We start from the raw sequence: 26,176 nt of genomic DNA, 5'->3' as shown, positions 1-26,176 counted from the left end.
TCCTAGTACGCGAACGACAGTTGCTCTTCGGGCTCCGGCTCGCCCGGCTCGCCCGGCCCACCGGCCTTCGTGGTCGGCTTCTCGACCGGCGGATGCAGATCGTGCGGCGACGGGCCTTCGATCGCGTACCGGCGGATCAGGTAGAACCACACGACACCGAGAGCGCCGTACAGCAGCGTGAACACGATCAGCGACGTCAGGACCAGTCCGGCCGAATGATCCGAGACGCCCTGGTCGACGGTGAGCCGGATCATGTCGACACCGGTCGGATTCGGGACGACGACCCATGGTTGGCGGCCCATCTCGGTGAAGATCCAGCCCGCGCTGTTCGCCAGGAACGGCGTGGGAATCGCGATGAGGCACAGCCACTTGAACCACTTCTGGTCCGGGACACGGCCAGCGCGGGTGCCCCACAGTCCGGCCAGCGCCAGCGCCAACGACCCGGCCGCCAGGCCGATCATCGCACGGAAGGACCAGTACGTGACGAACAGGTTGGGGCGGTAGTTGCCGGGGCCGAACTTGTCGACGTACTGCGCCTGCAGGTCCTCGACACCCTGCAACGTCACACCGCTGAACTTGCCCTCGGCGAGCCACGGCAGCACGTACGGCACCTTGATGACGTGGTTGACGCTGTCGCAGTTGTTGTGGGTGCCGACCGTGAGGACCGAGAAGTCCGGGTCGGTCTCGGTGTGGCACAACGACTCCGCCGACGCCATCTTCATCGGCTGCTGCTGGAACATGAGCTTGCCCTGGACGTCACCGGTGTAGATCAGGCCGATGCCGGCGATGATCATCACGAGCATGCCGAGCCGCGCCGCGGGCCGGAACATCCCGCGCGCGTCCCGGACGAGGGTCTCGGACTCCTCCGGCGCGGCGGTCTTGGACTTGCGCATGTTGCGCACCATCCACCAACCGGCGATGCCGACGACGAAGGTCGACGCGGTCAGGAATCCGCCCGCCACCGCGTGGAAGTAGGCGGCGATCGCGGTGTTGTTGCTGAGCAACGCCCAGATGCTCTCGAGTTCCGCGCGTCCGGTCTCGGGGTTGTAGCGCGCACCGACCGGATGCTGCATGAAGGAGTTCGCGACGATGATGAAGTACGCCGACGCGTTCACGCCGATCGCGGCCAGCCAGATGGTCGCGAGGTGAATGCCCTTGGGCAGCCGCGTCCAACCGAAGATCCACAGGCCGAGGAACGTCGACTCCAGGAAGAACGCGACGAGGCCCTCGAGCGCGAGTGGTGCACCGAAGACGTCGCCGACGAAGCGGGAGTACTCGCTCCAGTTCATGCCGAACTGGAATTCCTGCACGATGCCTGTCGCGACACCGATCGCGAAGTTGATCAGGAAGAACTTGCCGAAGAACTTGGTGAGGCGATACCAGTGGTCCTTCTTGGTCACCACCCACATGGTCTGCATGATCGCGACCAGCGGCGCCAGTCCGATCGTGAGCGGAACGAAGATGAAGTGATAGACGGTGGTGATTCCGAACTGCCACCGGGAGAGATCCAAGACATCCATGGCTACTCCGAAAACTCGGCCCGTAGGACAGGCTTCGGGGTCGAGACGTGGGCGTCCGCTCGATCCCTGTTCACAAAGCTACTGCGGGGCGAACGTCCCCGCAGCGGATTGTTACTACGGAATGTAGTAGACCGCCCGGTTGAAACCTAGCCAGGGTCAGTTCGAGCCGACCGTCTCCACCGCCAACTCCACGAGCGAGGTCACGTCCTCGGCCACCGGAGGAACCGGCAACCTCAGCCCGTCCAGGGTGTGCACCCGGGCCGCGAGCGTGACACTCGATATCAACCAAACGCCCTCGGCCGCAATGAGATCGGACGGAAAGAGGGGTGCGTACTCGCACGTGTACCCCTTGTCCGGGGCCACCTCGAACAGTGCCTTCTGGGTGGTGCCGGGGAGGATGCCCTGCTCCGGCGGCGGAGTGATCAACGTCTTACCCCGGGCGATCACGACGGTGGAGCGCGGACCCTCCAGGACCCGGCCTTCGCTGCTCGTGAAGACGACGTCATCGGCGCCGTGCGACTGCGCGTGCCGCAGGGCCGCCATGTTCGTCGCGTACGACAGGGTCTTCGCGCTCAACAGCTGCCACGGCGCGGTCGCCGACAGATCGACCGAGAAGCCGCGGTGCAGGGTCATCGCCGAGACGCCGTCGCGGCGGGCGTGCAACACCCGCTCCGCCACCGGACCCACCGTGATGAACGCGGTCGGCGGCCCACCGCCCTCGCGCCCGCGGCTGAGCACCAGCCGCATCCACCCCTCGTGGTCACCGCCCCACTCCCGGGCCGCGGTGTCGATCGCGCGGGACCACAGCCCGCGTCCCGGCCACGGCAGCTCGAGGGCCCGCGCCGACGACTCCAGCCGGTCGAGGTGCAGCGCGGGTTTGCACGCCCTGCCGTCGCGCACGAGCAGCGTCTCGAACACGCCGTCGCCGCGAACCACGGCAAGGTCGTCCACGTGCAGGAGCGGCGTGCCCGCGTCGCGCACCTGCCCGTCCAGCGTCACCAGCACCTGCTCTGCCATGCGCCCACCATAGCCAAAACCTGGCACTACCTGCAGTTCCAGGGCCGCTTCGCGCGGCATGCCCGGTTGCCGCCCGCGACGTATGCCCGACTACCCCTCATAGAATGGGGCCGTGGCCGACAATCCGCTCGTTGCACTTAGCCCACTTCTCTCCACGCCCGGCGCCGTCCCGCCGCCCGAGGGATCACCCGACGCCGGCGTCGCCTGGCACTACGGCGACCCGTTCGCCGAGCAACGCGCCGCGACCCGAGCCGTCGCCGTCGTCGACCGGTCCAACCGGTTCGTCGTCGCGATCACCGGCGACGAGCGCCTGACGTGGCTGCACACCATCTCCAGCCAGCACGTGGCGGCCCTGCCGGACCGCACGAGCGCCGAGAACCTCAGCCTCGACATCAACGGCCGGATCGAGCATCACTGGGTACAGACCGACATCGACGGCGTCACGTGGATCGACACCGAGGCCGGCCGCGGTCCCGATCTGCTGGGCTTCCTGCAGAAGATGGTGTTCTGGTCCAAGGCCGAACCCCGGGACGGCAACGACATGGCCGTGCTCGGCCTGATCGGGCCCGACGCGAACTCGCCCGCGATGCTCGCGGCGCTGGGCGTCACCGAGCTGCCTGGCGTCTACGCCGCGGTGCCACTGGCGGGCGGCGGATTCCTGCGCCGGATGCCGTGGCCCACCGCGGACTCGTTCGACCTCCTGGTGCCGCGCGCGGAGCTCACCCGGTGGTGGACCGCGCTCACCGACGCCGGGGCACGACCTGCGGGATCGTGGGCGTTCGAGGCCCTGCGCGTGGCCGCGTACCGGCCCCGTGTGGGCGTGGACACCGACGACCGCACCATCCCGCACGAGGCCGGCTGGATCGGCGGCCCCGCCGAGCACGGCGCCGTGCACCTCGACAAGGGCTGCTACCGCGGGCAGGAGACCGTGGCCCGCGTGCACAACCTCGGCAAGCCGCCGCGGCACCTGGTGATGCTGCACCTCGACGGCTCCGCCGAGGGTCGCCCCGACGTGGGCGAGGCCGTGACGGCGGACGGTCGCGCCGTCGGACGCCTCGGCACCGTCGTCGACCACTTCGAGTGGGGCCCGATCGCGCTTGCCCTCGTGAAGCGGACCGTGCCGGCGGACACCGCGCTCGTGGCCGGACCGTGCGCCGCGTCGATCGACGAGGACTCCGTCCCCCGGCACGACGAGGTCCAGGCCGGCCGCGAAGCCGTCGACCGGTTGCGCGGCCGCCGGTGACGGGGCGGGTCGACGCAGTGTGCGTCGTGTTCGCCGAGCGTGACGCCCCGAGCCGGCGGTCACCCCGCACCGCCATCGACAAGCGGCCCGTCGACGGCCCGGTGCGGGTCGAGACGGGCGGGGTCACCGGCGACCACGTGTGCGACACCAAGTTCCACGGCGGCCGCGACAAGGCCGTCTACGCGTACTCCGCCGAGGAAGCGGAGCGGTGGGGCGACGAACTCGGCCGCCCGCTGGCACCCGGCTGGTTCGGGGAGAACCTCCGTGTGGCCGGGGTCCCGACCACCGACGCGGTGATCGGCACCCGCTGGCGGATCGGCACCACCGAGCTCGAGGTCACCGAACCGCGCGTGCCGTGCGGCACGTTCGCGCACTGGTCCGGCGAGCCGCGGTGGGTCAAGCGTTTCACCGAGCGCGCCGACGTCGGCGCGTACCTGCGGGTGCTCGTACCCGGGCACCTGCAGGCCGGTGACCCGGTGGAGGTCCTGTCGGTGCCGTCGCACGGGGTGACCGTCCGCGACGTGTTCACCGGCGACGACCCCGACCGGCTGCGCCGTCTCCTCGTCGAGCAACCCGATCTCGCGGGCGGGGCCGACGCCCGCGCCCGGAAGTTCCTGAGCCGTCTGGAAGAGCAGGTGTCGTCGTGAGCGTCGAACTGGTGGAAGTGGTCCGATCCGGGTTCCGGGAGTGCGTGCACCGCGGATCGCTGGTGGTGCTCGCCCCGAACGGCACGCCCACCGTCTCGCTCGGCGAGGTGCACACCCCGATCTACCCGCGCTCGTCGAACAAGCCGATGCAGGCCGTGGCGCTCCTCCACAGCGGCTTCGTCCCGCAGTCGACCGAGGAGCTGGCGATCGCGTCGGCGTCGCACGAGGGCGAGGCCGCGCACGTCGAGCTGGTGGAGGCCCTCCTGGGCCGCGTCGGGCTCGACGAGACGCATCTGCAGTGCCCGCCCGACCTGCCCGCGAACGAGCTGGCCCGGGCGCAGGTCCTCGCGTCCGGCGATCCCCGGCGGACGGTCTACATGAACTGCTCGGGCAAGCACGCCGCCATGCTGGCCGCGTGCACCGCCAGCGGCTGGCCGACCGACACGTACCTCGAACCCGGACATCCGCTGCAGCGGACGGTCATCGAGACGGTCACCGAACTCAGCGGCGAACCGGAGACCGAACTGGGCATCGACGGCTGCGGGCTGCCGATCATCCCGCTGTCCCTCACCAATCTGGCGCGCGCGTTCTCGCGACTCGTGACCGCCGAGCCCGGCTCCGCCGAGCGGTCCGTCGCCGACGCGATCCGCGCGCACCCGCACGTGATCTCGGGGACCGGCCGCGACGACGCCCGGCTCATGCCCGCGGTGCCGGGACTGCTGTGCAAGGCCGGCGCCGACGGCATCCACGCCGGCGCGCTGCCGGACGGCACCGCGTTCGCGTTCAAGATCGACGACGGGCACGAACGCGCCCGCCTCCCCCTGACCGCGGCGCTGCTGCACCGACTCGGCGTCACGTGGTCGGAGGATCACGCCGCGCTGGCCTCACAGCCGGTCCTCGGCGGCGGCGCTCGCGTCGGCACCGTCCGCGCCGTTCCCGGTGTGTTCTAGCCTGCAGAAACTGCGCATCACACCAGTTCACGGCACCTGTGAGACAAATCAGACACCGCCGGGGACGGGACGTGGGAGCGGAAGTGACTTTTCCACGCTAGAGTGTTGAGCAGGAAAACATTCAACACTCACGCGGGGCCGCCAAATTCCCCAGGCCGCCCCGCGAAAGCGCGAGGGGGTCAGCCATGGGCCGCGGCCGGGCTAAGGCAAAGCAGACCAAGGTTGCACGGGAGCTCAAGTACAGCTCGCCGTCCACGGATTTCGACAGCCTGCAACGAGAGCTCTCGAACGGCGGATCGGGCTCGCCCCGCAACGGCGGAGTGATCGCGGACAAGCGCGCCGACGAGGAGCCTCGCTCGCGCTGGGATGAGGACGACTACGACGACTGGCGTCGTTGACTGTCCTCACCGACACACCTGACATACCTCGACATGAGGGGGAGCTCGACAGCTCCCCCTCATTTCGTGGTATGCGGCTGTCGCCGTCCCCTGTCGGGAACTGACGCATAACGACATCGTCCCCGGGGTCCGTGTGGATCCCGGGGACGATGTCGTCAGTTCGTGCAGGTCTCAGAAGCGCGGGTGATCGCCCAGGAGCAGCGCGCGTGCCGCGTCGGCGTCCGAGGCCTTCTTGATGCTGCCGAGCGTCCAGCAGTCGATGTGGCGGGCGGTGAGCACGGCCAGCGCACGGTCCACGTCCTCCGGCGCGACGATCGCGACCATGCCGACGCCCATGTTGAACGTCTGCTCCATCTCGGCGCGCTCGACGCGCCCGCGCTGCGCGATCATCGTGAAGATCGGAGCCGGGCTCCAGGTTCCGCGGTCGAGTTCGGCGACGAGACCCTTGGGCATCACACGCGCGAGGTTGTTGGCCAGACCGCCACCAGTGACGTGACAGAAGGTGCGCACGTCCGTCTCGGCCGCCAGCGCCAGGCAGTCCTTGGCGTAGATCTTGGTGGGCTCGAGCAGTTCCTCGCCCAGAGTGCGACCGAACTCGTCGACGTGACCCGTCAGCGACATACGGTCGATCTCGAGCAGCACCTTGCGGGCCAGTGAGTAGCCGTTGGAGTGCAGGCCCGACGCGCCCATGCCGATCACGACGTCGCCCGGGCGGACCCGGTCCGGGCCCAGCACCTGGTCGGCCTCGACGACACCGACACCGGTCGCGGACAGGTCGTAGTCGCCGTCCGCCATCACGCCGGGGTGCTCGGCCGTCTCGCCGCCGAGCAGCGCGCAGCCGGCCTGGATGCAGCCCTCGGCGATGCCGCCGACGATCTCCGCGACGCGCTCCGGCACGACGCGGCCGACCGCGATGTAGTCCTGCAGGAACAGCGGCTCGGCGCCACACACGACGAGGTCGTCGACGACCATCGCGACGAGGTCGAGTCCGACCGTGTCGTGCTTGTCCATCGCCTGCGCGACCGCGAGCTTGGTGCCGACGCCGTCGGTGGACGCCGCGAGCAGCGGCTCCTTGTAGTCGCCCTTGAGCGAGAACAGACCGGCGAACCCGCCGAGGCCACCCATGACCTCGGGGCGGCTGGCCTTCTTCGCCAGCGGGGCGAACAGCTCGACTGCCCGGTCGCCCGCTTCGATGTCCACTCCGGCGGCGGCGTACGAAGCGCCCTGCGTGCGGGTACTGTCCTCGGTCATCGGTTTCTGGCTCCAGCCTTGATTTCGGTGAATGTCGACTTCGGCGCCAGCCGTCGTCGCGCATACGTGTACACGCGCAATCACCTCGATTGCGCCCTTACGCTACCGGAGTGCCCGGGGCACACCGGTAGCGTCCTGCGAACTAGGGACGCGACAGCGCGTCCGCGTTGTCGTTGTCGTGCGAGATCTGGGCACCTGCGGCGGACTCCAACATCCCCTCGAGAACGTTCTTGCCCATGCCCTCGCTCGGCAGCGCGATCGGGTAGGTCCCGTCGAAGCACGCCTTGCACAGACGGGAGGACGGCTGCTCGGTGGCGGCGACCATGCCGTCGATCGAGATGTAGCCGAGCGAGTCGGCGCCGATCGAGCGGCGCACCCCCTCGAGCATCTCGTCGAACGTGTCGTTCACGCCGCTGCCCTCGGCACCGTTCGCGATGAGCTCGGCTGGCGACGCGAAGTCGATGCCGTAGAAGCACGGCCACTTGACCGGCGGCGACGCGATCCGGACGTGGATCTCGAGCGCACCGGCCTCGCGCAGCATGCGGATCAGGGCGCGCTGGGTGTTGCCGCGCACGATCGAGTCGTCGACGACGACCAGACGCTTGCCGCGGATGACTTCCTTGAGCGGGTTCAGCTTGAGGCGGATACCGAGCTGGCGGATGGTCTGCGACGGCTGGATGAAGGTGCGGCCCACGTAGGCGTTCTTCATCAGGCCCTGGCCGTACGGGATGCCCGAGCCCTGCGCGTACCCGACCGCGGCCGGCGTGCCCGACTCCGGCACCGGGATCACCAGGTCACCCTCGGCGGGATGCTCCTTGGCGAGGCGGCGGCCGATCTCGACACGGGTCGAGTGCACCGATCGTCCGGCGATCACGCTGTCCGGGCGGGCCAGGTAGACGTACTCGAACACGCAACCCTTGGGCTCCGGGTTCGCGAACCGCGAGGAGCGGACACCGTCGGCGTCGATCGCCAGCAGCTCGCCGGGCTCGATCTCGCGCACGAACGACGCGCCGACGATGTCGAGGGCGGCGGTCTCGCTCGCGACGACCCAGCCGCGGTCGAGGCGGCCCAGGCACAGCGGGCGGATGCCGTGCGGGTCGCGCGCCGCGTACAGCGTGTGCTCGTCCATGAACGTCAGGCAGAACGCGCCGCGCAGCGTCGGCAGCAGCTTCATCGCGGCCTGCTCGAGCGTGCTGTCGGCGGCGGCGTGCGCCAGCAGGGCGCCGACGACGTCGGAGTCCGACGTCGCCGCACCGGGACGCTTCTCGTTGATCAGTCCGGCCTCGCGGGCGCGCTGCGCCAACTCGGCGGTGTTGACGAGGTTGCCGTTGTGGCCCAGCGCGACACCGGTTCCGGCGGCGGTGGTGCGGAAGATCGGCTGCGCGTTCTCCCACGTCGTGGAGCCGGTGGTCGAGTAGCGGCAGTGGCCGACCGCGACGTGCCCCGGCATCGCGCCGAGGGTCTGCTCGTCGAACACCTGGCTGACCAGGCCGAGATCCTTGAAGACCAGCACCTGCGAGCCGTCGGCGACGGCGATGCCGGCCGCCTCCTGGCCACGGTGCTGGAGGGCGTAGAGCCCGTAGTACGTGAGCTTGGCGACGTCCTCGCCCGGCGCCCAGACGCCGAAGACGCCACACTCCTCACGGGGTTCGTTCTCGTCCTCGTCCGGTGCGGTCGTAGCGAGAAGGTTCCGACTGTTGACCGACAGTTCGGCACGAGTCACGGCAGGCGCTCCCTAAGGGGATTCGGTGCGGGGGGCGTGCCCCATTCTAACTACCACTCGGCGCAGGATCGACGGTCGGTGCACCGGAGTGCGCGGATGCGACCCATGTCACAGGGAAGTCACAGGCGTAGCAGCGGTAACCAGTGGCCGATCTCCCCCGCCCGGCCGCCCGACGCGTCGAGTGACCCGGCGGCGACGGCGTCGTCGAATCCGAGCAGCCCGGTCGCCAGCAGCAGCCACGTGAAGGGGTCGGTCTCGACGACGTTCGGCGGCGTGCCGCGGGTGTGCCGGGGCCCCTCGATGCACTGCACCGCCACGAACGGCGGCACCCGCACCTCGACGCTCGACCCCGGGGCCACCTGTTCGAGAGTGCGGGCACTGAGCCGGACCGCGGCCGCCAACACGGCGCGGGCGGGCTTCACGTCGTCCTCGCCCCGCAGCCATGGCCCGACCGCGAGCAGGGCGCTGCGGAGTTCGGCTGGATCGACGGCACGACGAGCTGGCATGAACGGTGAATCTACTGAGCTCGACCTGCCCCGGGAACAACCCCCACGAGCGCCGCGGTTACATGAGCCATGAGCACCGACACCGACACGCAGCGTCCGCTTCTCGAACTCGTTGCGTCACAGAACAAGGCGATTCTCGCGACGGTCAAGCGCGACGGCAGGCCGCAGCTGTCCAACGTCCTCTACGCGTGGGACCCGGACACGCGCACCGCACGGGTCTCGGTGACCGCGGACCGCGCCAAGACCCGCAACGCCGCGCGGGACCCGCGGGTGTCCCTGCACGTGAGCGCCCCCGACTTCTGGAGCTACGCCGTCGTCGAGGGCGACGCGGAGTTGTCGGCGGTCGCGGCCGATCCGCACGACGCCGCCGTCGACGAACTCGTCGAGACCTACCGCACCGCCACCGGACACGAGCACGAGGATTGGGGCGAGTTCCGGCGCGCGATGATCGAGGAGCGCCGCCAGGTGCTGCGGGTCCGCGCCGACCGGGTGTACGGCATGGCCGCGCTGCCCCGGCCTTGACGCTGATCACACCAGCGGCAGCGGCACTTCGTCGACGCCGGCGGTCACCTGGATGCGGCGAAGCAGGAGCGCGCCACCGACGTTGACGGCCAGGTGCAGCAGGGCCGGTGCGAGCACGCTGCCGCTGCGGATGCGCAGCCAGTCGAAGACGAGCGATGCGGCAGCCGTGAAGGCGACGGTGCCGGGCACCGAGTCGTTCGCGACGCGCGCCGGCTGCACGTGCCATAGACCGAACGCGGTGGCGCGTGCCGCCGTCGCCGCCGGGGCGGGCCACACCCGGTCGGTGAGCGCGGTCAGCACACCGCGGAACAGCAGTTCCTCCGTGATGACGGTGCCGAACGGGATGTGGGCGGCGACCCATTCGGCGAAGTCGTGGCGCTCCTCGTCGGGCACGGCGAACATGCCGTGCAGCGACGGCGTCGCCAGCGCGACCGTGTAGCCGATGACGGGGACCGCGGCGGCGGCGCTCCCCCACACCAGTCCGGCGCGAATGTTGCCGAGCCCCAACTCGTCGCGGTGCAGACCGCTCGCCAACCCCGCCCCGGTCGCGCTCAGCGCCATGATGGTTCCGGCGGTCGCCCGATTCCGCGACGACAGTCCTAGGGCGGGCAGCACCCCGTTGTTCCAGGCGATCAGCGCCGACCCGAAGCCCAGCGCCGCGGCCCGTCTCACTTCTCTGGCCCGTCGTGCCCGCGCAGATCCTCCAGCTTGGCGCGCACCCGTTCGGTGTCGGCGGGTGTCCAGCCGTCGGGCTGGGTGACCGCGACCCAGCCGTCGAGGATCGTGGTGCCGTAGTTGTGGCCGTGCCCGTCGGGGACACCGGCCGCATTCGCGAGGTCCGCGCTGACCTGCCAGAACGTCACGAAGGGGAACCATTTCATCGACGGCAGCCGATCGAATCCGGGTGGCTCGGTCAGCCAGTCGGGGCGCGCGAAGATCAGATCGGGAGACCACCACACCACCGGGTCGGACGGATGCTGGATGTACAGGATGCGCGGCTCGAGCCACGGTCCCGGAGCCCCGGGAATGGCGGCGGCGTCGTCCGCGAACCGCACGACCAACCCGTCGGCGTACACGGGCTGGACCTCGGGGGTGCCCGGGTCGCGACGTTCGGTGAGCGACGCCCACAGCGGGTTCGCGTTGGGCGGACCCACCCACAGCACACCGTCGACGGTCTCGCGGATGTCGGCGAGACCGTCGAAAGCGCCCTCGCCGGCCTGGGTACCGAGGCTCTCGCCGTACACGTACAGCTGGGGCCGGGTGTCCTCGGGCTTGGTCAGCCACCGGTCGTGCACCGCGCGGATCAGCGCATCGCCGGCCACCGCGGCCTTGCCGCGGTCGGCGATGAACGAGATCCAGCTGGGCAGATACGAGTACTGCGCGGCGACCAGCGCGCTGTCGCCGTTCGCGACGAGTTCGATCGTCTGCGCGGCGGTGGGATTGACCCAGCCGGTGCCGGTGGTCGGGATGATGACCAGCGTCTTGCGGTCGAAGGCGCCGGTGCGCTCGAGTTCGTCGAGCACGACGTCCATCCGGGCGGCGGTGTCGTCGGCGGTCTCGAGACCGGCGTACACCCGAATGGGTTCCTTCGCGGGCCTACCGTTGGCGGCGGTCAACTCGTCGGCGTGGATGCCGCCGGAGACGAAGTTGCGTCCCTCGAAGCCGAGGGTGTCCCACGGGGCCAGCGACATCGGGCTGCCCGACTTCTCGGGCAGGAGGGGCTGCACGGCGCCGGGGCGGGTCTCGTTGTTCTGGAGGCTGAAGGCCGAGTTGACGGCCGCGTAGCCGACGCGCAGCAGGATGCCGTCGACCAGCATGAACACCAGCACCAGCACGACGGCGAGGCCGGCGGCCGATGCGGCCGGCGGCGGGATCTTGAGCAAACGGTTGAGTTGGCGCGCCACGAACCGGACGAGGTCGCGCAGCACCCGCCACAGCGAGATGATCGCGGCCGCGACGAGGAGGGTCAGCCCCAGGGTGCGGATGTAGCCGGTGGTGGTGGTGCCCTCGGCGTTCATGAGCGCCGCCAGTTCGCGCTGCCATCCGGCCGAGTAGGTCAACATGATCAGCGCGGCGAGCACCGAGAGCACCGGAACCGCCACCTTGATGGCGAGCATGATCCGGCCGGGCAGAGGCCACCACGATCGGCGGGCCAGTCCGAATTCCCAGACGAGCCAGCCGATCGCGGTGCCGACGGCGTAGCCGATCGCGGCGCTGATGCCACCGATCAGGCCCTGGTACAGCCAGTCGCGCGGCAGCAGCGACGGCGTCAGCGACCAGCAGAAGAACAGTGTGCCGAACGCGATGCCCGTGAAGTCCAGGTGCAGCAGGCTCCACGCCCACACGACGAACGGGTGCCGTTCGTCGAACTTCGGGGCGACGGCAGGGGTCGACGGCTGCGGGTCCTCCCGCAGCTCAGCGACCGCCTCCCGTTCGACCCCTGCGTCCGTCACACATCACCCAAACAGTGCCGGGAGGGTCGATTCGAACGTCTCGCGCAGCTCGGCCATGGTGACCGAGAACTGGCCCTGAACCTCGACCGAGTCGGAGCCCTCGTCGACGACGCCGATGCGGACCCACGGCAGGTTGCGCGCCGAGCACATGCCGGTGAACCGGGTCTCCTCGGTGCGCGGCACGGCGACCAGCACGCGCCCGGCCGACTCGGAGAACAGGGTGACGAACGGGTCGGCGTCCTCCGGCAGCAGGATCCGGCATCCGGTCTCGCCGGCCAGCGCGGCCTCGACGACGGCCTGCGCGAGGCCGCCTTCGGACAGGTCGTGCGCGGCGGAGATCAGGCCGTCACGCGAGCCGGCCAGCAGGATGTCGGCGAGCAGACGCTCACGCTCGAGGTCGACCTTCGGCGGGACGCCGCCGAGGTGACCGTGCTCGACCTGCGCCCAGATGGAGCCGTCGAACTCGTCACGAGTCTCCCCCAACAGGATCAGCGTCTCGCCCGGCTCGAGGCCGAGGCCGGTGGGGATGCGACGGTGCACGTCGTCGATCACGCCGAGGACCGCGACGACCGGCGTGGGCAGGATCGCGGTGGAACCCGTCTGGTTGTAGAAGCTGACGTTGCCGCCGGTGACCGGGATACCGAGCTGCGCGCAACCGTCCGCCAGGCCGCGCACGGCCTGCTGGAACTGCCACATCACGCCCGGGTCCTCCGGCGAACCGAAGTTGAGGCAGTTGGAGACGGCCTTCGGGGTGGCGCCGGTGACGGCGACGTTGCGGTACGCCTCGGCCAGCGCCAGCTGCGCACCCGCGTACGGATCGAGCATGGTGTAGCGGCCCGACGCGTCGGTGGCCAGCGCGATGCCGCGTCCGGTCTCCTCGTCGATGCGGACCACGCCGCCGTCGGCGTTCTCGGCGAGCACGGTGTTGCCGCGCACGTAGCGGTCGTACTGCTCGGTGATCCACTTACGGCTGCACAGCGCCGGCGAGGCGATCATCTTCAGCAGCGTGGCCTTCAGCTCGTCCGCCGTCTCGGGACGCTTCAGGTTCGCGGTGGTGTCGGCGATCAGCGCGTCCTGCGTGTCGGGGCGTGCGACGGGGCGCTCGTACACCGGGCCCTCGTGAGCGATGGTGTTGGCCGGGGCGTCGACGACGGTCTCGCCGTGCCAGTCGATGACGAGGTGCTCGCCGTCGGTGACCTCACCGATCACGGTGGCGAGGACGTCCCACTTCTTGCAGACCTCCATGAACGCGTCGACGTTCTCGGGGGCGACGACCGCGCACATGCGCTCCTGCGACTCGCTGGAGAGCACCTCGGCGGGGGTCATGCCGGTGGCACGCGTCGGAACCTTGTCGAGGTCGATGTGCATGCCGCCGTCACCGGCCGCGGCCAGCTCGGACGTGGCGCAGGACAGGCCGGCACCGCCGAGGTCCTGGATACCGACGACGAGCTTCTCGCGGTACAGGTCGAGGCAGCACTCGATGAGCACCTTCTCGGTGAACGGGTCGCCGACCTGGACGGCGGGCAGCTTCTTGGGGCGGCCGCCGGCGCTGTCGTCGAACGTCTCGGACGCGAGGACGGAGACGCCGCCGATGCCGTCGAGGCCGGTGCGCGCACCGAACAGGATGATCTTGTTGCCGGCGCCGGACGCGAACGCCAGGTGCAGGTCCTCGACGCGCATCGCGCCCGCACACAGCGCGTTCACGAGCGGGTTGCCCTGGTAGGAGGCGTCGAACACGGTCTCGCCGCCCACATTGGGCAGGCCGAGGGAGTTGCCGTAGCCGCCGATGCCGCGCACGACGCCGTCGACGACGCGACGGGTGTCGGCGTGGTCCGCGGCGCCGAAGCGCAGCTGGTCCATGACCGCGATGGGACGCGCGCCCATCGCCATGATGTCGCGGACGATGCCGCCGACGCCGGTCGCCGCGCCCTGGTAGGGCTCGATGTACGACGGGTGGTTGTGCGACTCGACCTTGAAGGTAACCGCCCAGCCGTCGCCGATGTCGACGACGCCCGCGTTCTCGCCGATACCGGCGAGCATCGAGGCGCGCATCTCGTCGGTGGTGGTCTCACCGAAGTACTTGAGGTGCACCTTCGAGGACTTGTAGGAGCAGTGCTCGCTCCACATCACCGAGTACATCGCGAGCTCGGCGTCGGTGGGACGGCGGCCGAGAATCTCCTTGATGCGGGCGTACTCGTCGTCCTTGAGGCCCAGTTCCTTGAACGGCTGAGCGACGTCGGGAGTCGCGGAAGCGTTGGTGACGGTATCTACCTGCGGAGACACGGGGCGTGTGGTCCCTTCCCTCTGGGATCGAATCGGCAGGCCGGGCGGCGCGCTGCCAGGTCGAAGTCTAGCCGGGGGCACCGACGCGGCGTGCACCCAGTGCTCGCCGGTCGGTTAACCTGGCCCCCGTTTCGCGCGCACCGCAGAGACGTGGGGGACCACACGGGGGACGAGTTGCGCGTCAGCAAGGATTTGCTGCTGGCGCTGGGATCGACGCTGCGCACGTTGGGCGACGACGTCGCGACCTCGACGTGATCACCGGGACGTCGATGCTCGGCGGATCGCTGCCGGGATCGACCACGCAGCAGGCGCTCGCCGACATCGGTCTGCGGGTCGAAGACGCCTACCTGCGGGTGGCCGAGCGCCTGCGCGACATGGGGGAACTGGCGGAGGCGACCGCCGGCCGCTACGACCGGTCCGACACCGACTATGCATACAACTCGAGCGAGATGGCCGAGCGCATGGACGGCATGGGGATCCAGTCGTGACCGTCGCACGCTCGCAGGTGGAGTCGTGGCGGCCGAGTGAGCTGCGCTCGGCCGCGAGCGCGCTCCGCACCACGGACGTCGAGTTCCGCAACCGACTGGATCGCGTCTTTTCGACGATGACGGAATCGTCCCAGTACTGGTCCGGGCGCGCGTACGACGCCGCCGTGGACCGGGCACACGACGAACGCACCGACGGCACCCGGGTCGCCGACGCAGTCCACGAAGTTGCGTAGGCACTCGTCTGTTGTCGTCGCGGCCCCGGGCCGGGGACGGACCCTTCTCGACGGAGACCGACCCCGACTACATCTCGGACCTCTCGAAGTTCGGCAGCCTTGTGCGGGAGGCTAACGCAGCCTTCGCCCCGGGAACGCAGTTCGGCACGGAGCTGTATCAGAAGGCCGGCGACATGATGCAGATCCCAGTCGATGCCATGCGGTACTCGCAGAGCGAGGACCTGCCGGCGTACGACTGGGCCGCAGCGAGGTTTGCCGACACGGCCGGCCGAAACCACGACGCCGCCAACGCGATCCTCACCGGCGGCGGGATGCCCGAGTGCTACGACCCGGCGTACACGGTCAGCGGCCTGGTCCGGCACGACTGGTCGGCGACCGACGGCGGTCTCGGTGCGGCATCGCTGTTCTCCACCTCCAAGTAGTCAACGCCGCGACCTATGCCGATCAACTCGGCGTCAGCGAGTCCAACGACGCGGCCGCGGCCGCTTACCAGGGCACGCAACGACGTCACGGACATGCTCATCCAGGCGGCCTACCGGTCCGGTGGCCTCGATCCGCATCTCATGGTGGAGGGGATACTGTTGAACGCAAAGGACATTGAGCCCAACACAATCGCCTCCGACGCACTCCAGGAGATGATCGTGGATCGCGGTCTAAACCGGTGCCGTTATCTACACCGCTACCGCCGCGGAACGCACTGGTCCGGATACGGTCGACGTCACCGTCTGCGAGTACTACTCAACCGGCATCTACACCCCGAACGACGCCGGCACGCTCGAACGCTTCCCCCAAGACCCCGACATCAAGTACGCGGCATCGATGAACGAACTCACCTGGACCACCGCACCGGACGCCGACGGAACCACCGCCGCCGAACCACGCTGGCTCCTGACAGGACACGGGCTATACCTCAACTCACCCACGCTCACCGACAAGCGCGACGAGGCTTGCGCCCCTGACCAACCCGCCCCGTTCCTCACCGGACCACCCACACCCACCGGCGGACTGTGAATCGGGGTGGCGATGCCTCCGCCGGCACACCGTATGAGACCATGCGGTCGACCCGCTTGTGGATTCCTGAAGAACCTCTACCTCAGCGCATTCGAATCAGCTTGGCGTGCAGTGGAACACCCCGACGACGCTCGAGGCTTGCTACCCGGTACTGCGCCCGTCGGGCTGACCGATGATCGCCTGGAGGGCGCGAACGTGCGCGCCGAAGGCGGAACGGCCCGTCGAGGTCAGCGATAGCCACGTCAGCCGTCGAGCGTCGTCCCGCCTCAGGGAAGCCGCCTTGGTCGACGACACGTAGCCGGCAGCAACCAATGCCTTGAGGTGTTTGGACAGGGTGGCATCCGAGACGCCCAGTGCGTCACGCATCACCGCGAAATCGAGCCGGTCGACGGGTCTCAGCAGTCCACAGATCCGGAGTCTGATGGGTGCGTGGATCAGCTCGTCGAACGCAGCGTCAGCCACGGCGAATCTTCGCAAGTGCCGAGCGATACGCGACCCCGGACAGCAGAGTCGTCACGACGAAGGCGCCGAGACTCGTGAGCACGACCGCCCACTGAAGGCCGAGGGACACCAGCGCCAACGACGCGCTGAACAGGATCGAGCACGTCGCAACGATCCCGATCACCGCCCATGCCGCCGCGGCACCCATTGCGCGGAAGCGAATTCCGGTCTCCCGCCGAACGAGGTGGGCGATGACGATTACCGCAACCAGCGCCAACCAACTGGAGGCCTGAGGTTCGTAGTTCTCGCCGGGACGAGCGGAGGCCGCCGCAGCGACCCACCACGCACCCACCCCGCCGAACGCGGCCAGGAGCGGCCACGGCACCCGCGCGTTCTCGACGAGTCGATCGCGGTCCGCCTGCAGGGCATCGAGCGCGCCGACCGCTTCCCGTGGGGATGACTCATCAAGATGACTTTCCACAATGGCAAGTTAACACTGCGCTTTCCGGAACGGCAAGAGACCCCAGCCCGAAGTCCCTCCCCCTCGGTTCAGCCTCACTGAACACGCCACCCGCCACGCGGGGCCGAACGCCCAATTGGGGGTTGACGACCTCGCCTTCCGCCTGCCACTCTCTGACTGAACCGCCCGAACGATCGCTCGGTTCAGTTCACTGGGAGAAGGGAAGCGCATGACCGCCGACATCGAACTGTCAGACCTCACGGATCTGCTCGACGGATCACCCAGCAACTGGGGCAAGTGGGGGGCCGACGACGAAGTCGGCAGCCTCAACTATCTGACGGCGGAGCAGGTCATCGCGGGTGCGGCGCTGATCCGACGCGGATCGGTCTTCACGCTCCAGCGGCTGATCGGTGATCCGAAGGGCGATCCGGTGTGGCCCGGTCGATCGCCTGCCGAGCGCAAGATGATCTACGACGAATCCGATTGGGACGAGGGCGGTTCGGGGCCCTGCTTCCCGGGCGGACTGCACTACGCCGACGACAAGATCGAGGCCTTCCTGCAGGGCTCGACACAGTACGACGCCCTCGGTCACGTCTGGTACGACGGCAAGATCTGGAACGGCTACGACGCCCGCACCACGGTCGGCGGCATGTCCAAGGCCAGCGTGGAACCGATCGCGCAGCGCGGTGTCGTCGGCAGGGCGGTCCTGCTCGACATGGCCCGCCACTTCGGCAAGGAGTACCTCGGCCAGCGGGAGACCTTCGACCACAAGGATCTCGAGGCCTGCGCGAAGCGACAGGGCATCGAGATCCGCAACCGCGACATCATCATCATCCGCACCAACCATCTCGAGATGTTCTTCCGCGATCGGGACGCCTTCTACGCGGACTTCTGCGAGCCGGGCCTGATCTACTCCCCCGAGTTGGTCGAGTGGTTCCGGGACAAGGAGATTCCCAATCTCGTCACCGACACCATCGCCAACGAGGTGACCACCGATCCCGACAACGGGATGGCACTGGTCCTCCACAACGCCCTGATGCGCAACCTGGGCGTGGCCTTCACGGAGATCTGCGATCTCGAGCGTCTCGCCGCCGACTGCGCCGAGGACGGAACCTACGAGTTCTTCTACGTCGCGGCGCCGCTGAAGATCCATCAGGCCACCGGCGCGCCGGTGAACCCGGTGGTGATCAAGTGACCTACCGGGACCGCCCCTGGCTGCGCCTCTATCCGGAGGGACAGAGCCCCGACATCGTCCCCGAGTTCCACAACTGCCTGGACATGTTCCGGTCGGCGGTGCTGCGCGCCCCGGACAGGCCCGCCGTCAGGTACTTCGACGGGTCGGTGACCTACGGCGAACTCGATACCGCCTCGGACGCCCTGGCGAACCACCTGCAGCGCGGCGGCTTCGGCCGCGGCGACCGCCTGGCGCTCTTCGTCCAGAACAACCCGGCATTCGTCATCGGATTGCTGGCCGCATGGAAGTGCGGCGGCGCCGGAGTCGCCGTCAATCCGATGAACAAGCAACGCGAGGTCACGCACCTGCTGCAGGACTCGGGCGCGCGCGCCTTGCTGGTCCTCGACGACCTGTACGAGTCGGTGGCGGAACCCGTACTCGCGCAGGAGGAGACATCGGTCGAGCTGGTCGTGACGACGTCGGCGCTCGACGGGCAGCGACGCGACGACGGTCGTCTGTTCGCCGGACTGACGCGGAGGAGCCTGGCCACCGACGACCTGTACACCATCATCAGCAACCACGATGGACATCGACCCGACCCGGTGACCCTCGCGGGCGCCGACCTCGCGATCCTCACCTACACCTCGGGAACCACCGGCAAGCCCAAGGGCGCGATCAACACCCACGCGAACTTCGCGTTCAATGCCCAGACCTATCGCGACTGGGCGCATCTGCGCGACGGCGATCCGGTGCTCGGCATCGCCCCGCTCTTCCACATCTCCGGGCTGGTCGGGCACATCATGGTGGCATTCCTGACGGCGTCACCGGTCGTGCTCTCGCACCGCTTCCAACCGGCGGTCATGCTCGATTCGATCCGGGAGCACCGCCCGGTGTTCACCATCGGCGCGATCACCGCGTTCATCGCGCTGGCCGGTGCGGACGGCGCCTGCCCGGACGACTTCTCGTCGCTGCGCGCGGTCTATTCGGGTGGCGCCCCCGTGGCACCGGCGGTCGCGGACCGCCTGGAGTCGATGTTCGGGACGTACATCCACAACATCTACGGGCTGACGGAGACCAGTTCCCCCACGCACGCGGTGCCCGCGGGGATGCGTGCACCCGTGGATGCCGACTCCGGCGCGCTCTCGGTCGGCGTGCCCGTGTTCAACACCGTCGTGCGGGTTCTCGACGAGAACGGCGACGAGCTGCCCGCCGGGCAGGTCGGGGAGTTCGCCACGACCGGGCCGCAGGTGGCACCCGGCTACTGGAACAACGCAGAGGCGACCGCCGAGTCCATGCCGGGAGGTGAGCTGCGGACCGGGGACGTCGGGTTCATGGACGCGGACGGATGGTTCTACCTGGTCGACCGCAAGAAGGACATGATCAATGCCTCGGGCTACAAGGTATGGCCGCGCGAGGTGGAGGACGTGCTGTACGGCCACCCCGCCGTCCGGGAGGCCGCGGTGGTGGGCATCCCCGACGAGTACCGCGGCGAGACCGTCAAGGCGTTCGTGTCGCTGGCACCGGGTACGTCGGCGACCGAGGAGGAGCTGATCGAGTTCTGCCGCGAGCGCATGGCCGCGTACAAGTACCCCCGCTCGGTCGTGGTGGTCTCCGAGCTGCCGAAGACCGCTACCGGGAAGATCCTGCGCCGAGCGATGCGCGACAACGGAGTTCCGAAGGCGGGAGCACTGTGATGAAACCCGAACTGAGTGGATCGGTCGCCATCGTGACCGGCGCCGCGCACGGCCTCGGCTTCGCCCTCGGGCGCGAGTTGCTGGATCGTGGATGCCGCGTCGTGCTGGCCGACAGGGACGAGGACGGTCTGCGGGTGGCCGGCGAGACGCTGGGCCGGGAACACGGGGATCGAGTCCGATGGATCGCCGGCGACGCCGCCGACGAGTGCGACATCGTGCGATCGGTGGCCCTCGCCGAGTCGGCGTTCGGTCCGGTGGACCTGTACGTCGCGAATGCCGGTGTCTTCCAAGGCTTCGGACTGGACGCCTCGGAGGAGCAGTGGACCACCTCGTGGGAGGTCAACGTACAGGCCCACGTCCGCGCTGCCCGCACGCTCGTCCCGTCGTGGCTGCAGCGCGGCGGCGGTCGCTTCGTGTCCATCGCCTCGGCGGCGGGCCTGCTGACGCAACTGGGTTCGCCGACATACTCGGTGACCAAGCACGCCGTCGTGGGATTCGCCGAGTGGCTCGCCGTCACGTACGGCGACCTGGGCGTGTCGGTGACGTGCGTGTGCCCGATGGGCATCGCGACCGCGATGATCGGCGACGCCTCCGAATCGGCGGACCGACAGATGCGGTCGGCAGCCGCCACGATCACCCGTGCGGGTGAAGTGATGACCCCGGAAGAGGTTGCCCGCCAGGCGATCGACGGTGTCGCCGACAATCGGTTCCTGGTCCTCCCCCACGCCGAGGTCGCCGACTTCCGCGCGCGGAAGGCCGCCGACATCGACCGCTGGATCTCCGGCATGCAGCGCCACCGACGCGCCACCGACGCCGCAGTCGACTGACGGGACCGGGGAGTACGCCGGTCACATGCCCAGCATCGCGCGGGCGTGACCGGCGTACTCTCGCGCGATCTGCTCCGGGGACAGCGGACCCGACGGGTCGAACCACTGCGGCAACGCCGTGCACATCGTCGTGATCGCCCGCGCGGTCGTGTACGGCCGGGGATGCGTGACGGCACCCGCGGCGGCCGCCCGGTCGAGTTCGGTGTCCATCAGTTCCTGCAACGCACGGCGTTCCGCGACGATGCGGCCCGCCGCCGGTTCCTCGAGGCTGCGTGTCTCGTTGGTACCGACCACCGCAATGTCGCTGCGCACCACGTAGTACAGCGACAGCGCCTCCACCATGTTCGAGTAGCGCTCCACCGGATCCGTCCCGCCGTCGTCGCGGGCGCGGACCATGCGGGCCCGCAGCTCCACGATGATCAGGTCGACGATGGCGACCAACAGGCTCTGCTTGCTGCGGTAGTGGTGATAGACGCCCGCCACACTGATGCCGGCGCCGTCGGCGATCATACGCATGGTCGCGGCGTGGTAGCCGGTCTCCGTGAATACGTCTATCGCCGAACGCAACACCGCATCGACGGACAACGGTGTGAACTCGCGCCACGTCTCCGCGGCGATCGCGATCGGATCCGCGACCGTCGACGTCGCACCGGCCGGCTCGCTGAGCAGCCGTTTGATCGGAATCCGAAGCTCGTCGGCAATCTCCTGCAGGCGCGCCAGCGTGGGCGAGACCTTGTCGTTCTCGATCGCGCTCATCGTTCCGACGCTCACGCCGATACGCGCCGCCAGCCCGCGCAGGGTCAAGCCCGCGAGGTTTCGCTCGCGGCGCACGTTCGCGCCCACAGCGACAGCAGCCTGTTCAGCCATGCTGAACATGGTAGCGATCGGATCACCAGGTCCGATCAGGTCTCGTGTCGTAGGGTTCAGTGCGTCTCGCCGAGCGCCCTCCGGGGCGGCAAGCGGTGCGGGATCGAGAGAGGTGAGAAGATGACGTCCCCGAAGAGGCCGTGGCTGGCTAGTTTCCCCGCCGAGCATCCCGATTCGATCACTCCCGAGTTCGACAATGCGTTGGCGATGTTCGATGCCGCCGTGCAACGGTCGCCCGAGGAAGTCGCTATACACTACTTCGACGGCACCGTCACCTACGGCGACTTGAGCGCGGCGGCCGACGCTCTGGCGTGCCACCTCCACGGACTCGGGTTCGGTCGCGGCGACCGGCTGGCGCTGTGCACGCAGAACAACCCGGCATTCCTGATCGGTGTCGTCGCGGCGTGGCGAGCGGGCGGCACGTCGGTGGCACTCAGCCCCATGTGCAAGGAACGAGAGTTCGCCCATTTCGTGAGCGACTGCCGTCCCACGGCACTCCTGATCCTCGACGATGTGTTCGGGACCGTCGGTCGGGCAGCGCACGATGCACTCCCCGCCCAGAACATCGTCACCGTTTCCGCGCTCGACGGCCAGAGTCGCAACGACCCTCGCCTGTTCGCCTCAGGCCGCCGGACCGCGACAGGCGCCACGGACCTGTACGAACTAGTCGCCGCCCACGACCGCGGCCGCCGCCCGACGATGCCCGACAGCCCGGCTCCGGACGACCTGGCGATCATCATGTACACCTCCGGAACCACCGGCGTTCCGAAGGGCGCCATGCTGTCTCATCGCAACCTCGTCTTCAGCGCACAGGTGTACCGGGACTGGGCACGACTGGGCGCCGGCGACCGGGTGCTCGGACTCTCGCCGCTGTTCCACATCTCGGGCCTGGTCGGACACGTGATGGTGGGGTTCCTCCTGGGTTCGCCGCTGGTGCTGTCGCACCGCTTCCACCCGGAGGTGATGCTCGATTCCGTGCGCGAGCACCGACCGACGTTCGCGATGGCCGCGATCACCGCCTACATCGCACTCGCCGACGCCGGAGCGGACGCCACCGATCTCGACTCGCTGTCCGCGCTCTACTCGGGCGGTGCGCCGGTCTCCCCCACCGTTCTGAGTCGACTCGAAGCCGCCTTCGGCAAGTACGTCCACAATATGTACGGCCAAACCGAGACGAGTTCGCCGTCGCACGCCGTGCCACTGGGCCGGCGGGCACCGGTGGATCCCGAGACCGGGGTGCTCTCGGTGGGAATTCCGGTGTACAACACCGATGTACGTGTGGTCGACGAAGCGGGCCGGGACGTTCCGGTGGGCGACGTGGGCGAACTCGTGACGACGGGCCCGCAGGTGGTGCACGGCTACTGGCCGAGCGCCGACACCGGCGAGAGCGCCGCCGGTTCGACCCCGTTCCCGACCGGTGACGTCGGATTCATGGATCGGGACGGGTGGTTCTACGTCCTCGACCGCAAGAACGACGTCATCAACGCGTCGGGGTACAAGATCTGGCCACGCGAGGTCGAAGAGGTGCTCCTGAACCACCCCGATGTGAAAGAAGCTGCGGTGGTGGGCATTCCGGACGACTACCGCGGCGAGTCGGTGAAGGCATTCGTCGTGGCGCGGGACGGCGCGGAACTCAGCGAACTGGACCTCATCGACTACGGTCGCCGTTCGATGGCCGCCTTCAAGTACCCGCGTGAGATTCAGTTCGTGGGCGCGCTGCCGCGCACCGTCACGGGAAAGCTGCTCCGCCACCGACTGTGAGCCGCCGCGCACGCCGGCCCCGAGTCGCGTGAACGACAAGACCTCCGGCCGACGGTCGTGTCCTGGACACGACCATCGAACCGGAGGTCCTCGTCGTCACGTGCCGGCGCGCCACCCTCGGTCGCGCACGGCGGACGTGCTAGCTGCCGTTCTCCAGCACCCGGGTGATCGCGTCACCGAGCACGTCGCTGATCGATCCGGTCGACGACAGCTGGCCGTCGGCCGAGCCGAGGCCGGCGGTGTCGAGGCTGCCGCTCACGGCCTCACCGGCGTTCTTGCCGCGCCCGGTGAAGCACGACGTCAGGCTCGGGAAGTCTGCGTCGACTCCGACGGTGCCACCGGTGGAGATGCCACCACTGGTGACCAGGTCACCGGCCTTCACGCCGTCCGGGACCACGTAGGTGATCTCGAGAGTGACCGGGTTACCGGAGTTGACGAACCACCCGGTGCTGGTCGCGTCCCAGCCGGTGCCGTTCTTGGTCGGGGTCACGGTCTCGGTGATCTGCGATCCGGGGAGCGCATGGAAGGCCGTCACCCGCGCCTTCACGGGCGCGCCGAAGCCGGCCGGCGGGTAGTCGGTGATCCGGTTGACGTACGGGTTGCCGATGCCGGTGGTGCCGACGACCGTCGTGTAGGTGACCTCGTTGCCGGATGCCGCCTCCGTGACGTCCACGGTCTTGCTGTAGGTGTGCGTAACGCCCCAGGTCGACACGTCGTTCTTGGTCGTGTTCGACGACTGCTGGCACACGGGCGCGGCGGCCGCGGTTCCGGCGCTGAGGCCGACCCCGACCGTGACACCGCCCGCGACGAGTGCGGCGGAGGCGACAACGGCCGCGGTGCGGCGCAGGGAAGTACGAGACATGCAAGTTCTCCATTTCGGTCCGTGAAGGGCCGCCGCCGTGTGCCGAACATCCCCGCAGTCAGCCCAGGCGTAGCCCTGGTCGACCCGTGCGAGTCGACGCGAGTACAGCCGTGGCCTTTTTACTGGACTGTCGTCCAGTTTCGCAGGAGAACGGGAAAATCCGTGCTACCGCCCCGGCGTCAGGAAGGCCGCCAGCGCGTCGGCATACATGCGCACGTCCTCCGCACCCATCAGCTCTCGCGCCGAGTGCATGGCCAACTGCGGCGCGCCGACATCGACCGTGGACAACCCGGTCCGCGACGCGGTGATCGGCCCGATCGTCGATCCGCACGGCAGGTCGGCGCGGTGGACGTACCGCTGCAGCGGAACCCCGGCGCGGTCGCAGGCCAGCGCGAACTCCGCGGCACCGCTCGCGTCGGACGCGTAGCGCAGGTTCTGGTTGACCTTGAGCACCGGACCGCCGTTGACCTCGATGCGGTGCGCGGGCTCGTGGCGGTCGGGATAGTTCGGATGGGTCGCGTGCGCCATGTCGCCCGACGCGCACACCGAACCCGACATCGCCCGCAGGAAGTCCTCGCGCCCACCGCCACGCAGCAGCACGATGCGCTCGAGCACCGAATTGAGCAGGTCCGAGAAGGCACCGCGATCGGACATGCTGCCCACCTCCTCATGATCGAACAGCGCGAGCACCGGCGTGCCGTCCCCCGGTTCGGCGACGGCCGCGAGCAGCGCCTGGGTGCCGGCGTAGCAGGTGCCCTGGTTGTCCAGGCGCGGCGCGCTCACCAGCGACGAGTCCACACCGACCACCGCGGACGGCGCCAGGTCGTGTGTCATCAGTTCCCAGCCGAGCACCGAGCCCGCGTCCACTCCCGCCTCGCCGGCGAGGAACGCGATGAACGAGCGCGGTTCGCCGCCGCTCCCCCACACCGCGTTGACGTGCCGCTGCGGGTCCAGCTGGACGCCCTTGCGGTCCTCCGACAGGTGGATCGCCAGCTGCGGCACCCGCAGGATCGGGTGGTCGACCCGCACGAGCACCTCCTCGACCGCGTCACCGGACCGGACGCTGAGCCGGCCGGAGATGCCGAGGTCGCGGTCGAGCCACGAGTTGAGCCACGCGCCGCCGTACGGTTCGAGGCCGACGAGCTGCCAGCCCGCCGAGGTCAGGTCGGGATGCTGCTTGACCCGCAGGTTCGGGCTGTCGGTGTGGCCGCCGACGATCCGGAAGGGGGCGGACGGGCCGTCCCCCGCCGGACCCTCGGTGCTCCATGCGATCAGCGACCCGCCCCGGATCAGGTAGTACCGGCCCGGCGCCGACGGCCATGCGTCGGTCTCGCGCAGTTCGGTGAAACCGTTCTCCCCGAGTTCGGCCGCGACCGTCGCACACACGTGGAACGGTGACGGCGACGCGTCGACGAACGCGCACAATCCCTGGGCATCGGCCTGCGTAATCGATGACATACGACAATCATGCAGTACCGGACTCAGTGCGCTCCCGAGACGCAGAACTGGTTGCCCTGCGGGTCCGCGAACACGACCCAGCGGAAGCCGTCCATGCTCTCGCGGTGCACCTCGGTGGCGCCCGCCGCCAGCACCCGCTCCACCTCGGCGTCGAGGTCCGGCGACGACAGGTCCATGTGCTGCCGGTTCTTGCCGGGGGTCGGGTCGCCCACCTTCTGGAAGCCGAGCTTGTGGCCCCAGCCGGGGATCCCGACCATGTAGAACCAGCCGTCGTTCTCCTGCTCGATCGTGCCGCCGGTGAGGTCGGCCCACCACTGCGCCAGCGGGCCGGGGTCGGTCGAGTCGATCGTGATCATGCCGAGTGTCAGTGCCATGACCGGACGCTAG

27 protein-coding genes are annotated in these 26,176 nt (G+C 69.1%); 13 read left to right on the top strand and 14 right to left on the bottom strand.

The window, feature by feature from the left end:
- Window positions 1-2: 2 nt before the first annotated feature.
- Window positions 3-1,520, bottom strand: coding sequence for a cytochrome ubiquinol oxidase subunit I (locus ABTV10_RS04405; protein WP_499032809.1), 1,518 nt, complete (start codon window positions 1,518-1,520; stop codon window positions 3-5).
- A 156-nt stretch (window positions 1,521-1,676) separates the two neighbouring features.
- Window positions 1,677-2,537: an aminodeoxychorismate lyase gene (locus ABTV10_RS04400; RefSeq protein WP_499032807.1), complete on the bottom strand. Its 861-nt coding sequence runs from the start codon at window positions 2,535-2,537 to the stop codon at window positions 1,677-1,679.
- 112 nt (window positions 2,538-2,649) lie between these two features.
- Between ABTV10_RS04400 and ygfZ the strand changes: the two genes are divergently transcribed.
- The 4 genes from ygfZ to ABTV10_RS04380 all read left to right on the top strand — a co-directional run bounded on the left by ygfZ (window position 2,650) and on the right by ABTV10_RS04380 (window position 5,775).
- On the top strand, window positions 2,650-3,780 hold the full coding sequence (ygfZ, locus tag ABTV10_RS04395) for a CAF17-like 4Fe-4S cluster assembly/insertion protein YgfZ (protein ID WP_499032806.1): 1,131 nt from the start codon (window positions 2,650-2,652) through the stop codon (window positions 3,778-3,780).
- A 26-nt stretch (window positions 3,781-3,806) separates the two neighbouring features.
- Window positions 3,807-4,427 carry an MOSC domain-containing protein gene (locus ABTV10_RS04390; protein WP_499032805.1) on the top strand — a complete coding sequence of 207 codons (621 nt, stop codon included), beginning with the start codon at window positions 3,807-3,809 and terminating at the stop codon, window positions 4,425-4,427.
- Window positions 4,424-5,377, top strand: coding sequence for an asparaginase (locus ABTV10_RS04385; RefSeq protein WP_499032803.1), 954 nt, complete (start codon window positions 4,424-4,426; stop codon window positions 5,375-5,377). Before ABTV10_RS04390 ends, ABTV10_RS04385 begins: the two co-directional genes overlap by 4 nt.
- Before the next feature lie 185 nt (window positions 5,378-5,562).
- Window positions 5,563-5,775 carry a DUF3073 domain-containing protein gene (locus ABTV10_RS04380; RefSeq protein ID WP_433610161.1) on the top strand — a complete coding sequence of 71 codons (213 nt, stop codon included), beginning with the start codon at window positions 5,563-5,565 and terminating at the stop codon, window positions 5,773-5,775.
- Window positions 5,776-5,946: 171 nt separating this feature from the next.
- On the opposite strand, the gene purM is transcribed toward ABTV10_RS04380, so the two are convergent.
- From purM to ABTV10_RS04365, 3 genes are all read right to left on the bottom strand, one after another.
- Window positions 5,947-7,026 carry a phosphoribosylformylglycinamidine cyclo-ligase gene (gene purM / locus ABTV10_RS04375; RefSeq protein WP_127918058.1) on the bottom strand — a complete coding sequence of 360 codons (1,080 nt, stop codon included), beginning with the start codon at window positions 7,024-7,026 and terminating at the stop codon, window positions 5,947-5,949.
- A gap of 142 nt (window positions 7,027-7,168) precedes the next feature.
- On the bottom strand, window positions 7,169-8,749 hold the full coding sequence (gene purF / locus ABTV10_RS04370; RefSeq protein ID WP_499032801.1) for an amidophosphoribosyltransferase: 1,581 nt from the start codon (window positions 8,747-8,749) through the stop codon (window positions 7,169-7,171).
- 119 nt (window positions 8,750-8,868) lie between these two features.
- Window positions 8,869-9,255 carry a sterol carrier family protein gene (locus tag ABTV10_RS04365; protein WP_499032799.1) on the bottom strand — a complete coding sequence of 129 codons (387 nt, stop codon included), beginning with the start codon at window positions 9,253-9,255 and terminating at the stop codon, window positions 8,869-8,871.
- 69 nt (window positions 9,256-9,324) lie between these two features.
- Here ABTV10_RS04365 and ABTV10_RS04360 point away from each other — a divergent pair, with 69 nt between their 5' ends.
- A complete protein-coding gene (locus ABTV10_RS04360) occupies window positions 9,325-9,777 on the top strand; it encodes a PPOX class F420-dependent oxidoreductase (RefSeq protein ID WP_499032798.1) in 453 nt (150 codons plus the stop codon).
- A gap of 6 nt (window positions 9,778-9,783) precedes the next feature.
- On the opposite strand, the gene ABTV10_RS04355 is transcribed toward ABTV10_RS04360, so the two are convergent.
- From ABTV10_RS04355 to purL, 3 genes are read right to left on the bottom strand one after another with little or no spacing between them, the layout of a single operon-like run.
- Window positions 9,784-10,449 carry a CPBP family intramembrane glutamic endopeptidase gene (locus ABTV10_RS04355; RefSeq protein ID WP_499032797.1) on the bottom strand — a complete coding sequence of 222 codons (666 nt, stop codon included), beginning with the start codon at window positions 10,447-10,449 and terminating at the stop codon, window positions 9,784-9,786.
- Window positions 10,446-12,230 (bottom strand): alpha/beta hydrolase, encoded by a 1,785-nt coding sequence (locus ABTV10_RS04350; protein WP_499032796.1) that lies wholly within the window; start codon window positions 12,228-12,230, stop codon window positions 10,446-10,448. Before ABTV10_RS04350 ends, ABTV10_RS04355 begins: the two co-directional genes overlap by 4 nt.
- 3 nt (window positions 12,231-12,233) lie before the next feature.
- Window positions 12,234-14,513 carry a phosphoribosylformylglycinamidine synthase subunit PurL gene (gene purL / locus ABTV10_RS04345; protein ID WP_499032794.1) on the bottom strand — a complete coding sequence of 760 codons (2,280 nt, stop codon included), beginning with the start codon at window positions 14,511-14,513 and terminating at the stop codon, window positions 12,234-12,236.
- A gap of 251 nt (window positions 14,514-14,764) precedes the next feature.
- Here purL and ABTV10_RS04340 point away from each other — a divergent pair, with 251 nt between their 5' ends.
- From ABTV10_RS04340 to ABTV10_RS04325, 4 genes are all read left to right on the top strand, one after another.
- Window positions 14,765-15,001: a hypothetical protein gene (locus tag ABTV10_RS04340; RefSeq protein WP_499032793.1), complete on the top strand. Its 237-nt coding sequence runs from the start codon at window positions 14,765-14,767 to the stop codon at window positions 14,999-15,001.
- A complete protein-coding gene (locus tag ABTV10_RS04335) occupies window positions 14,998-15,234 on the top strand; it encodes a hypothetical protein (RefSeq protein WP_499032791.1) in 237 nt (78 codons plus the stop codon). Before ABTV10_RS04340 ends, ABTV10_RS04335 begins: the two co-directional genes overlap by 4 nt.
- Before the next feature lie 11 nt (window positions 15,235-15,245).
- The gene (locus ABTV10_RS04330; protein WP_499032790.1) at window positions 15,246-15,656 is read left to right on the top strand and encodes a TPR repeat domain-containing protein; all 411 of its coding nucleotides are present in this window, start codon (window positions 15,246-15,248) and stop codon (window positions 15,654-15,656) included.
- A 397-nt stretch (window positions 15,657-16,053) separates the two neighbouring features.
- Window positions 16,054-16,245 (top strand): hypothetical protein, encoded by a 192-nt coding sequence (locus ABTV10_RS04325; RefSeq protein ID WP_499032789.1) that lies wholly within the window; start codon window positions 16,054-16,056, stop codon window positions 16,243-16,245.
- Window positions 16,246-16,386: 141 nt separating this feature from the next.
- Here the strand turns inward: ABTV10_RS04325 and ABTV10_RS04320 are convergent, their stop codons facing one another.
- Window positions 16,387-16,707: a transcriptional regulator gene (locus ABTV10_RS04320; RefSeq protein ID WP_499032788.1), complete on the bottom strand. Its 321-nt coding sequence runs from the start codon at window positions 16,705-16,707 to the stop codon at window positions 16,387-16,389.
- On the bottom strand, window positions 16,700-17,167 hold the full coding sequence (locus ABTV10_RS04315; protein ID WP_499032787.1) for a hypothetical protein: 468 nt from the start codon (window positions 17,165-17,167) through the stop codon (window positions 16,700-16,702). Before ABTV10_RS04315 ends, ABTV10_RS04320 begins: the two co-directional genes overlap by 8 nt.
- Before the next feature lie 208 nt (window positions 17,168-17,375).
- Here ABTV10_RS04315 and ABTV10_RS04310 point away from each other — a divergent pair, with 208 nt between their 5' ends.
- The 3 genes from ABTV10_RS04310 to ABTV10_RS04300 are packed head-to-tail and all read left to right on the top strand — an operon-like array spanning window position 17,376 to window position 20,841.
- Window positions 17,376-18,341, top strand: coding sequence for a cyclase family protein (locus ABTV10_RS04310; protein WP_499032786.1), 966 nt, complete (start codon window positions 17,376-17,378; stop codon window positions 18,339-18,341).
- Window positions 18,338-20,014 carry a class I adenylate-forming enzyme family protein gene (locus ABTV10_RS04305; RefSeq protein ID WP_499032785.1) on the top strand — a complete coding sequence of 559 codons (1,677 nt, stop codon included), beginning with the start codon at window positions 18,338-18,340 and terminating at the stop codon, window positions 20,012-20,014. Before ABTV10_RS04310 ends, ABTV10_RS04305 begins: the two co-directional genes overlap by 4 nt.
- Window positions 20,014-20,841 (top strand): SDR family oxidoreductase, encoded by an 828-nt coding sequence (locus ABTV10_RS04300; RefSeq protein ID WP_499032784.1) that lies wholly within the window; start codon window positions 20,014-20,016, stop codon window positions 20,839-20,841. Before ABTV10_RS04305 ends, ABTV10_RS04300 begins: the two co-directional genes overlap by 1 nt.
- Window positions 20,842-20,862: 21 nt before the next feature.
- Here the strand turns inward: ABTV10_RS04300 and ABTV10_RS04295 are convergent, their stop codons facing one another.
- Complete coding sequence (locus ABTV10_RS04295) at window positions 20,863-21,708, bottom strand: TetR-type transcription factor C-terminal domain-containing protein (RefSeq protein WP_433610117.1); 846 nt, start codon at window positions 21,706-21,708, stop codon at window positions 20,863-20,865.
- Between the two features lie 120 nt (window positions 21,709-21,828).
- Here ABTV10_RS04295 and ABTV10_RS04290 point away from each other — a divergent pair, with 120 nt between their 5' ends.
- Window positions 21,829-23,469 carry a class I adenylate-forming enzyme family protein gene (locus ABTV10_RS04290; protein WP_499032783.1) on the top strand — a complete coding sequence of 547 codons (1,641 nt, stop codon included), beginning with the start codon at window positions 21,829-21,831 and terminating at the stop codon, window positions 23,467-23,469.
- A 139-nt stretch (window positions 23,470-23,608) separates the two neighbouring features.
- Here ABTV10_RS04290 and ABTV10_RS04285 read toward each other — a convergent pair whose 3' ends face one another.
- From ABTV10_RS04285 to ABTV10_RS04275, 3 genes are all read right to left on the bottom strand, one after another.
- Window positions 23,609-24,331, bottom strand: a complete 723-nt coding sequence (locus ABTV10_RS04285; protein WP_499032782.1) for a hypothetical protein — start codon at window positions 24,329-24,331, stop codon at window positions 23,609-23,611.
- Between the two features lie 165 nt (window positions 24,332-24,496).
- Window positions 24,497-25,789 (bottom strand): M18 family aminopeptidase, encoded by a 1,293-nt coding sequence (locus tag ABTV10_RS04280; RefSeq protein ID WP_499032781.1) that lies wholly within the window; start codon window positions 25,787-25,789, stop codon window positions 24,497-24,499.
- Between the two features lie 23 nt (window positions 25,790-25,812).
- The gene (locus ABTV10_RS04275; RefSeq protein WP_433610110.1) at window positions 25,813-26,163 is read right to left on the bottom strand and encodes a VOC family protein; all 351 of its coding nucleotides are present in this window, start codon (window positions 26,161-26,163) and stop codon (window positions 25,813-25,815) included.
- Between the last annotated feature and the right edge of the window lie 13 nt (window positions 26,164-26,176).

Source organism: Paraburkholderia sp. RHO2 (assembly GCF_050955445.1).
Taxonomy (GTDB): Bacteria; Actinomycetota; Actinomycetes; order Mycobacteriales; family Mycobacteriaceae; genus Prescottella; species Prescottella agglutinans_A.
Note: the sequence above shows the minus strand (reverse complement) of the source record. Positions and strands in the feature narration are given on the sequence as shown.

Coding starts and splice junctions, on each gene's coding strand:
- ABTV10_RS04405 (WP_499032809.1), bottom strand. CDS start 1,520: ATGGATGTCTTGGATCTCTCCCGGTGGCAGTTCGGAATCACCACCGTC.
- ABTV10_RS04400 (WP_499032807.1), bottom strand. CDS start 2,537: ATGGCAGAGCAGGTGCTGGTGACGCTGGACGGGCAGGTGCGCGACGCG.
- ABTV10_RS04380 (WP_433610161.1), top strand. CDS start 5,563: ATGGGCCGCGGCCGGGCTAAGGCAAAGCAGACCAAGGTTGCACGGGAG.
- purM (WP_127918058.1), bottom strand. CDS start 7,026: ATGACCGAGGACAGTACCCGCACGCAGGGCGCTTCGTACGCCGCCGCC.
- ABTV10_RS04365 (WP_499032799.1), bottom strand. CDS start 9,255: ATGCCAGCTCGTCGTGCCGTCGATCCAGCCGAACTCCGCAGCGCCCTG.
- ABTV10_RS04360 (WP_499032798.1), top strand. CDS start 9,325: ATGAGCACCGACACCGACACGCAGCGTCCGCTTCTCGAACTCGTTGCG.
- ABTV10_RS04325 (WP_499032789.1), top strand. CDS start 16,054: ATGAACGAACTCACCTGGACCACCGCACCGGACGCCGACGGAACCACC.
- ABTV10_RS04310 (WP_499032786.1), top strand. CDS start 17,376: ATGACCGCCGACATCGAACTGTCAGACCTCACGGATCTGCTCGACGGA.
- ABTV10_RS04300 (WP_499032784.1), top strand. CDS start 20,014: ATGAAACCCGAACTGAGTGGATCGGTCGCCATCGTGACCGGCGCCGCG.
- ABTV10_RS04295 (WP_433610117.1), bottom strand. CDS start 21,708: ATGGCTGAACAGGCTGCTGTCGCTGTGGGCGCGAACGTGCGCCGCGAG.
- ABTV10_RS04290 (WP_499032783.1), top strand. CDS start 21,829: ATGACGTCCCCGAAGAGGCCGTGGCTGGCTAGTTTCCCCGCCGAGCAT.
- ABTV10_RS04285 (WP_499032782.1), bottom strand. CDS start 24,331: ATGTCTCGTACTTCCCTGCGCCGCACCGCGGCCGTTGTCGCCTCCGCC.
- ABTV10_RS04280 (WP_499032781.1), bottom strand. CDS start 25,789: ATGTCATCGATTACGCAGGCCGATGCCCAGGGATTGTGCGCGTTCGTC.
- ABTV10_RS04275 (WP_433610110.1), bottom strand. CDS start 26,163: ATGGCACTGACACTCGGCATGATCACGATCGACTCGACCGACCCCGGC.